A 12,889-nucleotide genomic window follows, 5' to 3' on the forward strand; every position below is an offset into this window, starting at 1 on the left:
GTAAATGGATTGCCTTAGCCATCTGCCTTTGGCCCGATGTCGCGAAATCTCGGGTCATCCATCCTGATCTCCATTTTGCCAGTCCGAGTCCTTCTCTTCTTTGGGCTGGAGGGAGAGGCATCGATAGCCGCGCTCATGCTGACGGTAAATTCATGCTGCCGGTCAAACACGTCTTTCCAGCCAATCGTAAGATCGAACCACGCCTCATTCCCTGTCCTGAAAATCGACTCTTTAAAGCTGTATTCATCGGTTTCGACGACGAAACTGTGGTCCCAGAAAAACGGGACTTCTTCCAATACCAAGCCGTTGGCGACAATAGGTTGGACATCGACTGCGGTGGTCTCAGAGCCGAGCCACGCCAAAACTCTCGGCATCGATGGTCTCCCTCCAACGTCATGAATGTTGACACTGCCGGATATCTTGACGGCCGCCGCCGGCGACTGCCCAGCGTTACCGATTTCAACAATTGCGCTTATCCAGTCTTTGCCGAGCTTGTAGGTCGCCGACTTGCAGTAGAGGTAAGCTCGGACCTGGGCCGAGCCGATCATCTCGGACGCGATAATCGCTCTGTCGGCGGCGTTAGCGCTTCTCTCGGCATGATCGGCCCCGGCTTTGGTATGCATAGCAGCGTCTCTGGCAAACTTAGCGGCGGCTATGGCGGCAAACAAAGTGGCGGCACCTATGATGGCACCGGCGAGGATCAGCCAGTAGGAGCGCCTAGCCCAATCAGCCGACTCCTTAGCGGCGTCGGCAGCCTTCCATTGGGCGCAAAGGTCGGAATTGCGATTGTCTTGTCCGGCATCGCAGGGTGGATTGGTGTTTTCGGGTTTGTCGGCGCTCTCGACTGGAGGCTGACTTACTGGCGGCGGACTAGGCGCGGTCTGTTGGTGTTGTTCGGGCTTTGCCTGTTCTGCTTGCCCGCCGCTTTCTGGTGGCGAAGCGGCAGCGGCGAGTTGTGGAATTAGCACCATGAGCAGCGCAAAGAAAAAACCTCGCATTGGACCCCCCCAGAATGCACAAGCATTCATCTTGCGGGAGAAGTGGCTACTCCACAACAGATAGGCGCGGTGATCGCGCGGGCGGCATTGGCCGCACTAGTCGGCGTCGTTGCCCATCTGATGGTATCTAGCCTTGTCGGCGGAGAGGATATGTCGGGTCTCGGTCGGGGCGGGGGCGCTCGCGGGTTCCTCGTCAAATTCCCGATTGCGGCCAGCGATAGCGTACCTATGGCAGAACCGAGTGAAACACCGCTTGTCGAAGCCGTCAAAGTAATAGACCACGCCCCAAACATAAACGTACTTCCATTCATCCGGCGTGATGAAATTAAGCGGCTCCCGGTCCTCCGATCCTTGGGCGGGATTGTCGCCCGGTTGGACCACCCTGTCGATGAACGCCAGCTCACTCTCAGTCAAATCCTTGACGACTGGCAATTCCGCGAGGTCGCGAATGCGCTCGTTGAACAAGCCCATTCGGACATGGATAACAACCTTGCGCGCGGGCTGACGCCCGACGTTGCGAACCTCTATGTGGCCCATCACCTCTCGCGTGCCAATCAGTTGATTCACGCCCTTTGGCGCAACCGCGAGATAGGCCCGCAGATCAAGTCTGGACGACTTCTCGGCTTGCTTGACGGCGGCCCACGCCGCTTCAGTCGACTTTCGATTGGCTTCAAGCGTTTGCCAGATGAATCCAATGCCGATCACCGTCGCAAGCAGCCCTACCAAGCTAATCCGATCTATCCTTGTGGTGTCCTCGGCAACGCTCTGCTGAGCTGCGAGGTCACACCAGTCCGGGTTGGATTGATGGCCGTCGTCACTTGGTTTGGCTGGTGGTGCGTCGGTAGAGGCATGAAGTTTGGCGGACGCAAAGGGGCTGTCTGGGTACTTTGCGGCGCACTTCTGGGCATAGTAGGAGCTTTGATATTTATCGGTCTTATTTGAATCCAGCAGCGCCCCGAAAACGAGCAGTCCTACAATTGTGGCTACCCATCCAAACGTAATGTAGTCGTAGCGATTGCCGTCAGACATTGCAGCAAGAACGCAGCACTAAAGCCCCCCGGCTTATTTTGTTGTTCAAGTTACGCTCCGTCTCGTGAATGTCCATAGTCGCCAGCTTTTCGGCCAATTGGGCGTAGGTGACGCCCTTTCGCTTCAATTCGGCTTTGGTGCTTTTGCTACATAAGACCGCATCAGAACTTGGGTTCTTCGCCCCCGCCTGCGGTGGGGGAGAGGTGGCCGCGCAGCGGCGGAGAGGGGGCTTCGTAGAGTGCAGGCTCAACGGGATTGGATTCGCTTCGCCTGGTTACGTCCGCGCCATTCCCCCTCTCCGTCGCGGCTTCGCCGCGCCACCTCTCCCCCACATTCGTGGGGGCGAGGAACCCCAGGTTCTGCCAGACCTCACTCCGTTTCCTGCGCCACCATGCGGTCGAGGTTTTCGTTGAGCCGCCTGAGCAGGCCGAGCAGCGTTGCCACCTCGCCTTCGCTGAAGCCGGCGAGCGCCTGTTCCGAACCTTCGCCCAACGCTTCTCGCGCGGCGGGAAGGCTCGCGAGTGCTGGTTCCGTCAGCGAAATGAGACTGCTTCGGCCATCCTTCGGGTCGGGCGTGCGGCGGATCAGGCCGTCGCGCTCCATGCGGGCCAGCATCTGCGCCATCGACGGTTGCTCGATCTTGGCGAAGCGCGCCAGCTCCTTCTGCGACATCGCCCCGCCGTCTCGCAAGAGATAGATCACCGGCATCTGGCCGATCGAGAAGCCGAATGCCTTGACCCGGCGCTCGCCGAGACGCGCAAGGCTGCGCGAGGCCATGTTGATGAGCGGGGCGGGGTTTTGGAACAGATTCCAGTCGATCATGATGTCCAGACTTGCATTGGTGCCTATGTTTATTATATAGGCTCCTATATAAATCAATGCGAGACCCCTGTCCATGACCCAACCACGCATCGCCATCGTCGGCGCCGGCCCCGCTGGGCTGACCCTGGCGCGCATCCTGCACCTCAACGGCATCGCCGCCACGGTCTTCGAGCGCGAGGAGCATAAGCTGGCCCGCCCGCAAGGCGGTACGCTCGATTTGCATGCCGAATCCGGCCAGCTCGCCTTGCGGCGCGCCGGGCTGGAAAAGGAATTCCTGCGCATTGCCCGCTATGAGGACCAGGGCAGCCGGCTTTACGACAAGAATGGCCGGCTGATGCTGGCCGATGACGACGACAGCGGCGACCGGCCGGAAGTCGACCGCTCGGCGTTGCGCGACATCCTGCTGGCCTCGCTGCCGGCCGGCACCGTGCAATGGGGCCGCGACTTGCGCGAGGTCTTTGCGCGCGCCGACGGCGCCTATGATCTCGCCTTCGGCGCCGATTTGGTCGGGCCGTTCGACCTCGTCGTCGGCGCCGACGGCGCCTGGTCGCGGGTGAGGCCGCTGGTCTCGCGCTACCGGCCGCAATATACGGGCCTGACTTTCATCGAATTCGGCATCGACGATGTCGACGCCAGCCATCCGGCGCTGGCGAAACTGGTCGGGCGCGGCAAGATCGGCGCCGAAGGCGACGGCAGGAGCATGATCGTGCAGCGCAACGCCAATGCGCATTTCAGGGGCTATGCCATCTTCCGCGTGCCGGCCGAGTGGGCGGAGAAAACCTTCGATTTCGCCGCGCCGGCAGCGGCGCGTGCGCGCCTGATGGCCGAGTTCGCCGACTGGGCGCCGGCACTTGTCGATCTCATCGCGGCCAGCAACGACCACATCGTCGCCCGCGCCATCCACGCGCTGCCGATCGGCCACCACTGGCCGAACCGGGTCGGCGTCACGCTGTTGGGTGATGCCGCGCATGTCATGTCGCCCTTCGGCGGCGAAGGGGTGAATGCCGCCATGCTCGACGCCGCCGAACTCGCCCGCCATCTGGTGGAAGCTGGCGACTGGAGGCAAGCGGTGAAGCTCTATGAACAGGAGATGTTCGAACGCGTGGTCGAACCGGCCGCGCGTGCGGCCGAGGCCGCCGCGACCGAGCTGTCGCATATCGGGCTGGAACTGACGCTCGAGCATGTCAGGCAGCATGCGGAGATGCGGGCTGAGATGGTAGCGGCTGGGTGAGGTAACTCTTGATCAAACTGTTTGCGCTGATGAGTAGCCATTCGTCGGTCGGTCGGCGCTGCCCCCAAAAAATCGCGTCGGAACAACGCCATACAGCCGCCACCTCGCAACGTGATTTAGGAATTCCCCCCATGTCCCGCCACGTCACCTTCATGACCATCGACGATGCCGAGCATTATTCCCCTGACGAGCGCGCGGCGATCGTTGCCGCCTATCCGGCGCATGAGCGCGAGGCCCGGGCGCGCGGCATTCCCGTGCTGGGCTCGGGCCGCATCTTCCCGGTGGCCGAGGCGCTGATCGCCTGCGAGCCGTTCCGGCTGCCGCGCTACTGGCCGAGGCTCGGCGCGCTCGATTTCGGCTGGGACCATCCGTCGGCCGCCGTCGAGCTCGCCTGGGATACCGAGGCCGATGTCGTCTATGTCTCGAAAGCCTGCCGTGCCTCGCAACAGACGCCGGCGATGCAGACGCAGACCTTGAAACCGTGGGGCGACTGGCTGCCCTTCGCCTGGCCGCGCGACGGCCGCCGCGAAACGCTGGAAGGGGCGGGCGTGGCGCTCGCCCGGCAGTATTCAGCACATGGGCTGAACATGCTGACCCGCCACGCGCAATTCCCCGACGGTTCGGTCTCGGTCGAGGCCGGGCTGATGGAGATGCTCGACCGCATGCAATCCGGCCGCTTCAAGGTGTTTTCGACGCTCGCCGACTGGTTCGAGGAATTTCGGTTGTTCCATCGCAAGGACGGCCAGGTGGTCAAGCTGCGGGACGACCTGATGGCGGCGACCCGCTATGGCGTGATGATGCTGCGGGAGGCGGTGGTGGATCCGGCCGAGTTCAAGGCGGCGAGAAGGCCGGCGGGGCAGAGCGATCCGCTGGGGGCGTTTCGGTGATTGAGTTCGTGCGGCGCTTGGACGAAGTGTGCCGGTTGTTAGATCGCGTCTGGGAACACCGCCTGTTCGGAATGTTCGACAAGTTCAAGAGCCTGTCGCCTTCTCGACAACGTTTCGTGATACTCTTGGGCTTCGATATCCTTGAAGAATGGCGCATTTGGTGCAAGGCGTTTCACCGCAGCTTCCACATCGTCAAGAGAAGCCCTGAAGAACTCCTTTCGATAATTCTGGGCATTCACCCGCGTCGGCTCAAACTCTCCGTGAAGCGCACGCTCCAACGTCGGGGCATCGTCGCTATAGATGATCGCATGGGTATCGAAAACAAATGGGACGCTTGCATCGCCAAGCTCCCGGACGCGATCCAGGGGGTCTAGTCTCCGCGTGAGCCCTATTTTCACGACATCGCCGCCGAAGGAACCTATATTCGAGATGATATAAACGTATCCCGAGCGCGTCTTCTCTGCCATGGCTTGCGCTCTTTCGACTTTCGCATGCGCCGCCGCTAGGTCTTGTTCGAGCAGTTTGATTTGATCGGCGAAGGCATCGAGCTTTGGTCCCACTATTTTCGCAGCCTCAATCTTTGCCTTATCAAGCAAGCGCTGATAATGCTCTTCCTCCTCTTGCGCCTGCTCCATATCACGGATTAATCGTTGCTCTTCGCGGGCGAGGCGCGCAGCTTCGGCTCTCTCCTCCTTTTCGGCTTTCAATTTCTCGCGATGCTCGTGCGCGAGGTAAAGTTCTCTAAGCTTGAGCTTGACGAAGTCATCGGTGACGAAAATAGAGTTGGACGCGTTGTGCTTGTCAATCTGAGCCTGGGCATTTAGGATGCGTTTTTCCATAGCATTGACGTTGTTCCAGCGCGTATTGGCGATCGCGGCATCGCATTCGTTGTTGAAAGCTCTTAGCGTCAACCGAATGTTACGGCGGGTCATCGTCTGGCCCTTCGCAGAGCTGCCATCTACCTGCCATTGAGTGGTGCAGATCACAGCCCTTTCGGCTGATATCATGGCTTTCTGCTGCTCACGCGCCGCCAAGATCGCGGCCTTGTATTCCTCGCTGTCCGTGAAATCGAAGTGTGGCTCGTAGACACCCATTTCGGCGAACGCCAACTTGTCGTCGAAGACCGCAACTTCTCTGAGCAATCGGTCAAAGATCGCCTTCTTATCGGAGTAGTTTGATCGCAAGTTCGAGATTCTGTCTTCGTGAAATTGCGCATCTCCAGTCAGGCGTGCTACCTCGGCTTCTATATTCAATATCGGCTTGTACTTAGTTTCCAAGCGTTGGATGTGCTCCGCGAGCAAAATCTGATTCTCCAGCGCAATCTTCCGTTCCTTCCTCATTTGAAAAAACTGCCAAATGGCAATTATCAATAGGCCAGGACAGATTGCTACAATTGCTAAAAACACACTGACTAGCATGCAAATGCTCCCCGCCCTGTTGTTCCCACCCGCGCGATGGTCGCGCAATAGTAGAAATCAATCAATTGCTTTGTGAGAAAAGATTGAATTGGTCAGCGCACTTCGTGGCGATCCTTTAATTCTGTCTTGCCGCTGGACGCTAATCGCCTTGCGTCTGACTCTGAGAGCCGATAATTCGCACGGGCGTTCGCTACGATATTTCTCGAGAGAGTTCAGGGCGGGGTGGCGGGCGAAGGCCTAGTCGAGACCTAGCCGCGATGTCTCGAATTGACGCCGTGGGTTACTCCACGATCTTCCAGTAAGAATCCTTGCGGATCACCTTGCCGTCGCGAAACGTGTAGAAGTCGCAGTCCCGGACTTCCTTTTTCACGCCCTCGCGGGTGGTGCCGGTGAGGGTCCATTTCGACATGCCGGTGTCGGCGGCCTCGTCCGCAAAGTGCTCAGCCTTGCCGTAGTGGACATCGGGCAGGCCTTCGAAGCGTGTCGCCAGCGCGTCCCGTACGCTGCGCTTGCCCTCGCAGCGCGTTCCCCAGGGTTCGGCGCCCCTCGGCATCTCCAGAACGCAGTCGTCGGCAAAGAACGCCATGATGCGATCGAGATCGTGCACGTTGAAGGCTTCGCATAGCTCCGTCAGTGTCGCTCGAATGTCCATTCGCCCGTCTCCCACCGTCGATGTCCGAAGTAGGTCACTGGCGACGGGGGCGGTCAAGTGCGCAAGCTGCGGAGACTCCGCCCGAAAGCGGGACGTGCAACCCATTGCCAAGATCGACTGCCAGCTCGACCTTGGTCGCCTGCGCTCTTGGCGCTGACGGTGCTGCAGGGGTTCGCCTATGTCGCCGAGCTTGGCGGCAACGCAGGCGCTTCCTGAAGCTTGGTTCGAATTGCAATGGCGGCTTCCACGAAGCGATCGAAGTCCTGCGGAGGGAAGGGGTAGCTTGTGCTTTCTCCTGCTGAAGAGCCGATCAAGTAGACTTTCCTTTCGCCCTCGCCATTTTCCCAAATCTTGAATGAGATAGTAAAGCTCTGCCCGGGCACGTCAATTCGCATTAGGAGTTTTGCGTTCCAAGCTCTACGGACGGCTCCCATGAGTCTCTGGAATAGCAACAGCTTGGCCCCTCACACATATGCCGCGTCTGTTTAATACATATCCATTTCTTCTGCTAGCGGTATCATGACCCTTCGCATCATTCCCGCCACGCTGCGCGATCTCTCCTACATCGCGGCCAATCTGCGCCCCGAAGACCGGGCCGAGATCGACTGCCAGCTTGATCATTGGTCGCCGGCGCTGCTGGCGCTGACGGCGTTGCAGGGGTTTGCCTATGTCGCCGAGCTCGACGGCAATCCGGAGGCCGGCTTTGGCGCTGCCGAGCAGCGTGGCGGGCTGTGGATCGCCTGGAGCTGGGGCACGCGCCGCATGCGGCGCTGCGTGCCGGGCATTACCGAGTTCTTCCACACTGTGCTCGGGCCGCAGGTCGCGGCGCGGGGTGCCTGGCGGGTCGAGGCCCGCGCCTTGGCCGCCAATGATCTCGCGCTGCGCTGGCTTGGCCGGCTGGGCGCCACGCAACGCTGCCTGCTGCCGGGCTATGGCCGCAATGGCGAAGATTTTTTCCTCTACGACTGGACAAGAGAAGGCTGGAACCATGTGCTTGTTGCAAAAACCACCGGAACTGAAGCCGCTGCCGCCAACGCCGACGGCGCAGGACAAGGACGTGCAGGCGCGCGAGGCGGCACTGCGGGCTGAGCTCGAACAGCGCCAGGGAACCGCCAGCACCATCAAGACCGACCTCGCACCGGGCAGCCTAACCGGCCAGCGCCGCGTGCTTCTGGGGATGTGACCATGACCGCGATGAAGCGCAGTTTCAGGAAGCGTGTGTGGGATTGGTGGGTGTGGAGAAGGCATGCGAGGGTGATGAGAAGGCGGCGGTAATCTCCCCCCTTGAGGGGGAGATGGCCGCGAAGCGGCCAGAGGGGGTCGGTACGACTGGACTCGGCCTTCTGTCTTTAAAAAGAGAATGCCGGCGTCCAGTCGCACCGACCCCCTCTGTCGCCTTCGGCGACATCTCCCCCTCGAGGGGGGAGATTACGCTCGCCTCGCGAACGCCCACACCATCAGCGGGTATTCCTCGTCGTTGCTGAGGTCCCGCCACAGGCCGTAGGCGCGGACGGGGCCGCCGATATGGGCCCTGGCGCACGCCTTGTTGCCCCAGCCGTGGACCTTGACGTTGGCTTCCGGGAAGCCGCCCTCGACCATCAGCTGCTTGAGGCCGGCGGGCGTCCATCTGTTGTAGTCGTGCGGCCTGGCGTGCACCCGGAAGAGGAAGGGCGTCGCCACCATCGCCCAGCCGCCAGGCCTGGTCATGGCGTGGATGTTTTGCACCGCCGCCTGCGGCCGCCGGACATGTTCAAGCACCTGGTCGGCGATGACGATCGAATATTGCTCGTCGGTGCGGTCCTTGCAGATGTCGAAGGCGGGGAAATCGACCGACCTGTAATTGGGGCAGATGGTACGCCAGTAGCGGTTCCAGCCGGGCGAGATCTCGATCACGTCGGAAGCCTTGCGGTTTCCGGCCTCGAGGAAGAGCGTGAACGCCTCGATCTGGCGGATGCGCAGCCAGTTGCGGGAATCATAGCCAAGCAGGCGCTTCGCCACCTGTTTGCCGCGGTTTTTCAGGGTGCCGGCAAGGCTTGTCGTCGTCACATCGACCTCCTCCAAAACCCCGCCTGGAAAACAACGTAGTCTAGGCAAATGGGCAAAAGATGACAGCGGCCTAATCTCCCCCCTCGAGGGGGAGATGTCGCCGAAGGCGACAGAGGGGGTCGGCACGACCGGGTGCGGCTCCCCGTCGCCGACAGATGAGGTTGGCGCTCCACGCGAGGCGACCCCCTCTGGCCTGCCGGCCGTTCGTCGTTCGAAAAGCCAAGCAATTGGCTTTCCGTCCGCTGCGCGGACCACTCCTCAACCCCCTCAAGGAGGGAGATCCGCAGCTTCGCCGGCGGCTCCCACCTTCTTCCACATGACCCCATTCCTCACCTCAACGAGGCCTTCCATGACCGATTCCCGCGCCCGCGATATCCTGTCCCGCCAGTCCGAGCTCGAGAGCGAGCGCAGCCAGTATGAGGCTGTGTGGGAGCAGGTGGCGGAGTTCTGCGACCCCGATGCGCCCGATATCTGGAGCGGCCGCCGAACCGGCGGCCCGGACTCGCAGGCCGAGCGGCAGGAGCGGCGGGGTGCGCGCGTCTACGCCAACACCATCAACTCGGCCGCCAACCGGCTGGCCGCGGGGCTGGAAAGCCTGATCATCCCGCAGTCGGAAAAATGGCATGGCCTGTCGACGGCGGCCATGAACGATGAGGAAACCGACGAGGAGAAGGAATGGGCGGAAGGTCTGCGCGATTTCCTGTTTGCGCTGCGCTACTCCGCCAATTCGAATTTCGTGCCGGCGACGCAGGCGTGCCTGCGCAATGTCGTGCGCTATGGCCCGGCCTATCTCTATGCCGAGGAAGGGTTCGGCGCCACGCTGATCCGCTATGCCTCGATCCCCGTGGTCGAGGGCTATCTCAGCCGTAACCGCTGGGGCCAGGTCGACATTTTCCACCGCCGCTACGAACGCACGGCGCGGCAGGCGGCACAGCTGCTCGGTTATGAAAAACTGCCGGCGCGCATCAAGGTTCTGGCCGACGATCCGGCCAAATGCGAGACGAAAATCTCGCTGATCCAGTGCATCCAGCCGCGCGACGAGCGCAAGATGTATCGGCTGGGCGGCCAGTATCAATATCTCGACACGGCGTTCGCCTCCTACCATGTCATCGAAGACGAGGAGGAAATCGTGCGGGAAAGCGGCTTTCGCACGTTTCCGGTGTCGACCTTCAACTGGCGGCGTTACGAGGGCGACCCTTACGGCATCTCGCCGACCATAGAAGCACTAACGACCGTGCGCGAGGAGAACGCGGTGCGCCGCTCGGGTCTGCGCGCGCTGCAGCAGATCACCGATCCGGCCACCGCCTCGAAGGCCCGGCTCGACTATGTGCCGGTGCTCAATCCGGGCGAGAATTATCCGGGCCTGATCGACGACAATGGCCGGCCGCTGATCGCGCCGATCTCGACCGGGCAGAACCCGACCTATGCCTTCAACTACGCGCAGAGCCGCGCCGACGAGATCCGCGACATGATGTTCGTCAACCTGTTCCAGACGCTGGTGCAGAACCCGCAGATGACGGCGACCGAAGCGCTGATCAGGCAGGAGGAAAAGGGGGCGCTGCTCGGCCCGTCCGGCTCGATCATCCAGGCCGGCTTCGCCAGCAATCTCGACCGCGAGCTCGGCATTCTGGAGGACAAGGGGCTCTATGACGAAGACAGCCGCTTTGTGCCGCCGGAGAGCCTCGCCGGCAAGGCGGTGCGGCCGACCTTCACCGGCCCGCTCGACGTGCTGCGCCGCTCGGCCGAAGCGCGCGACACCATCCAGGTGGTGACGACGGCCATGCAGATGGCGCAGTTCGACCCTGGCGTGATGGACAACATCGACAGTGACGAGGCGATCAAGATCGTGCAGAGCGCCGGCCGCAGCCCGCAGCGCATCTTTCGCCGCAAGGAGGAGGTGGACGAGTTGCGCGGCGCGAGAGCCAAGACCCAACAGGCGCAGGCCGGCATGGCGGCGATCGCCACCGCGGGGAAGGCAGCCAAGGATGCCGTGCCGGCGGCAGTGCAGGCACGCGACAGCGGCCTGCTCGACGGGTTGCAAGGCATGCTGCAGGGCGCTGGTGGTCAAAGCGGGCAGCCCGTCGGCCCGGCGGGCAGCGGCGCATGAGCCGGAAACGCTTCGCCCATTCCGCGCAGGCCGGCAGTCCTGCCAGGGCGCGGGAGGCGCTGGCCAAGGCGTATCTCAGGGTGTTTTCAGGTGAGGACGGCGAGATGGTGCTCGCCGATCTCGCGGCGACGACCGGCTATTACCGGCGTCCGTCCTATGGCGAGTGGATGGCGCGCACCAGGACGGCCAACGGCTTCGAGCTGCACAGCGCACTCAGCAATGCGCGGGCCGAAGTGGTGCAGCACATCATGGGGTTTCTGACGCTGGACGAGGCGCAGCTGGTGGCGCTGGAGAAGGCGGCGCGGGCGGAGGGGTAGGCGCTGAAGCTGCCTCCCTCGCCCCGTTTACGGGGAGAGGATGCCGGCAGGCAGGTGAGGGGCGGCGCCAGCATCTCGGAACGAGCGCTGCCCCTCAACCTCCTGCCGGGACCTTCTCCCCGTGAACGGCAGGGCTATCGCATATGAGTGATGGCCTGGATGAGATAGTCGTCATTCCACGCGCATTTTTTGATACGGTGGCTGATGGGGACTTTGTCGATGTCGGCGGCCTGAAGGATATTTCTGGCGATGCGGTTTAGGAGCGCGGTGTTGGCAGGGGCGTTGTCCTTGCGGGCACGGCTGAGGTCCTCGCGCAGATGAACGTCGAGCATCCAATGCAGCCCGTTCTCGATCTGCCAATGGGCTCTGGTGAGATCGATCGCCTGCTGCGGGGACAGCAGCGTTGAGGCCATGAACAGGCGCGTCAGCGGCTTGGCCTGATCGCGCCGGCTGGTGATGCGGATGAAGGCCTTGTGCCCAGGCATCAGCGGGTCGGGCGCCGCCACGACTTCTGCCTGCCGCCATTCGTTGCGGCCATGGCTGGTCTCGGTCCGCTCAGTGACGGCGGGAGTGGTCTGGGCCAGTTGTTGTTTGGCCCGAGCCAACCAATGCCGGCGGTTTCCCTTGAGCGTGAGCAGATAGTCGCCGCCGCGCTGAATGATGGCCTTGGCCATGCGCGTGTGGCAATGAAGCGCATCGGCCGTGACCAATCGACCAGTAAGATCAATGAGTTCGACGACCTTGAGGGCAGCCTCGACCTCATTGTCTCCATCGCCGGGCGAGGCCGCCGCCAAACACAGCCGCGTCTGGCTGGCAAAGGCTGACACCGTCAGGGGCGGGCTGGCCGCAAGGCCTTTCTCATAGGCCCGTCGCAGCGCCTTGCCATCAAGTGCGACCACACCCTGGCGTGCCTGGGCAAAGCCCGCGGCAAAGGCGGCGAACGCACGTCCGAAGGCCTCCGGATCGAGCAGGCGCAACAGCCGCGAGAAGGTGTCGTGGCTGGGCGCCTCCTCATAGTCGATCAAGCGCGACAGCGCCTGTTTGCGCTCTTGCGCGAACAACGAAAACTCCGTTGCGCTGGTCGCGCCACACAGGCTCGCAGCGATCATCATCACGATCAGGTCGCCAAGCCGGTGCGTGGCGTTGGCCGCGCGCGGATCAGGGACCGCGCCGAAATAGCTCTCAAGGCTAGAAATGGCAGTCACTCCTCAGTGGACTGCCTTCCCAAAGAATCCCTTCTCAAACCAACTTCAAGCTCAAAATCGCCATATGCGATTCCCCTGCCGTGAACGGGGAGAAGGGGCTAGCGGTCAATGTCGCCGCGACGTGGTCGCGCTGCCGACCAAGTCCACTGATCCACCCCGGGCAGCACCGCTGCTCCA

The 12,889-nt window shown here is 62.0% G+C and carries 13 protein-coding genes; 5 read left to right on the forward strand and 8 right to left on the reverse strand.

Annotation, left to right across the window (positions count from 1 at the left end):
• Nucleotides 1-14 precede the first annotated feature (14 nt).
• The 4 genes from ACZ89F_RS09295 to ACZ89F_RS09310 all read right to left on the reverse strand — a co-directional run bounded on the left by ACZ89F_RS09295 (nt 15) and on the right by ACZ89F_RS09310 (nt 2,849).
• Entirely contained in the window at nt 15-998 is a 984-nt protein-coding gene (locus ACZ89F_RS09295; protein ID WP_476091420.1) for a hypothetical protein, read from the reverse strand.
• Nucleotides 999-1,094: 96 nt separating this feature from the next.
• Nucleotides 1,095-2,027, reverse strand: coding sequence for a hypothetical protein (locus ACZ89F_RS09300; protein WP_476091421.1), 933 nt, complete (start codon nt 2,025-2,027; stop codon nt 1,095-1,097).
• Nucleotides 2,020-2,277 (reverse strand): DUF6471 domain-containing protein, encoded by a 258-nt coding sequence (locus tag ACZ89F_RS09305; protein WP_476091422.1) that lies wholly within the window; start codon nt 2,275-2,277, stop codon nt 2,020-2,022. The genes ACZ89F_RS09300 and ACZ89F_RS09305 overlap by 8 nt, the downstream gene beginning before the upstream one ends.
• A 119-nt stretch (nt 2,278-2,396) precedes the next feature.
• Nucleotides 2,397-2,849: a MarR family winged helix-turn-helix transcriptional regulator gene (locus tag ACZ89F_RS09310; protein WP_476091423.1), complete on the reverse strand. Its 453-nt coding sequence runs from the start codon at nt 2,847-2,849 to the stop codon at nt 2,397-2,399.
• A gap of 73 nt (nt 2,850-2,922) precedes the next feature.
• On the opposite strand from ACZ89F_RS09310, the gene ACZ89F_RS09315 reads away from it, so the two are divergent.
• The gene (locus tag ACZ89F_RS09315) at nt 2,923-4,080 is read left to right on the forward strand and encodes an FAD-dependent oxidoreductase (protein WP_476091424.1); all 1,158 of its coding nucleotides are present in this window, start codon (nt 2,923-2,925) and stop codon (nt 4,078-4,080) included.
• A 131-nt stretch (nt 4,081-4,211) separates the two neighbouring features.
• Nucleotides 4,212-4,967 (forward strand): phage terminase large subunit family protein, encoded by a 756-nt coding sequence (locus ACZ89F_RS09320; RefSeq protein ID WP_476091425.1) that lies wholly within the window; start codon nt 4,212-4,214, stop codon nt 4,965-4,967.
• 38 nt (nt 4,968-5,005) lie between these two features.
• Here the strand turns inward: ACZ89F_RS09320 and ACZ89F_RS09325 are convergent, their stop codons facing one another.
• On the reverse strand, nt 5,006-6,385 hold the full coding sequence (locus ACZ89F_RS09325) for an SNIPE associated domain-containing protein (protein ID WP_476091426.1): 1,380 nt from the start codon (nt 6,383-6,385) through the stop codon (nt 5,006-5,008).
• Between the two features lie 280 nt (nt 6,386-6,665).
• The gene (locus tag ACZ89F_RS09330; RefSeq protein WP_476091427.1) at nt 6,666-7,037 is read right to left on the reverse strand and encodes a nuclear transport factor 2 family protein; all 372 of its coding nucleotides are present in this window, start codon (nt 7,035-7,037) and stop codon (nt 6,666-6,668) included.
• A gap of 519 nt (nt 7,038-7,556) precedes the next feature.
• Between ACZ89F_RS09330 and ACZ89F_RS09335 the strand changes: the two genes are divergently transcribed.
• Nucleotides 7,557-8,126, forward strand: coding sequence for a hypothetical protein (locus ACZ89F_RS09335; protein ID WP_476091428.1), 570 nt, complete (start codon nt 7,557-7,559; stop codon nt 8,124-8,126).
• Nucleotides 8,127-8,465: 339 nt separating this feature from the next.
• Here the strand turns inward: ACZ89F_RS09335 and ACZ89F_RS09340 are convergent, their stop codons facing one another.
• Nucleotides 8,466-9,083, reverse strand: a complete 618-nt coding sequence (locus ACZ89F_RS09340) for a class I SAM-dependent methyltransferase (RefSeq protein ID WP_476091429.1) — start codon at nt 9,081-9,083, stop codon at nt 8,466-8,468.
• Between the two features lie 349 nt (nt 9,084-9,432).
• Between ACZ89F_RS09340 and ACZ89F_RS09345 the strand changes: the two genes are divergently transcribed.
• Together ACZ89F_RS09345 and ACZ89F_RS09350 are read left to right on the forward strand one after the other, a co-directional pair.
• Nucleotides 9,433-11,190, forward strand: a complete 1,758-nt coding sequence (locus tag ACZ89F_RS09345; RefSeq protein ID WP_476091430.1) for a portal protein — start codon at nt 9,433-9,435, stop codon at nt 11,188-11,190.
• Nucleotides 11,187-11,507 carry a Bbp19 family protein gene (locus tag ACZ89F_RS09350; protein WP_476091431.1) on the forward strand — a complete coding sequence of 107 codons (321 nt, stop codon included), beginning with the start codon at nt 11,187-11,189 and terminating at the stop codon, nt 11,505-11,507. The genes ACZ89F_RS09345 and ACZ89F_RS09350 overlap by 4 nt, the downstream gene beginning before the upstream one ends.
• Before the next feature lie 134 nt (nt 11,508-11,641).
• Here the strand turns inward: ACZ89F_RS09350 and ACZ89F_RS09355 are convergent, their stop codons facing one another.
• Nucleotides 11,642-12,712: an ISAs1 family transposase gene (locus ACZ89F_RS09355; protein ID WP_476091432.1), complete on the reverse strand. Its 1,071-nt coding sequence runs from the start codon at nt 12,710-12,712 to the stop codon at nt 11,642-11,644.
• Nucleotides 12,713-12,889: the final 177 nt, after the last annotated feature.

The sequence above is a fragment of the Mesorhizobium sp. USDA 3734 genome (assembly GCF_056279665.1).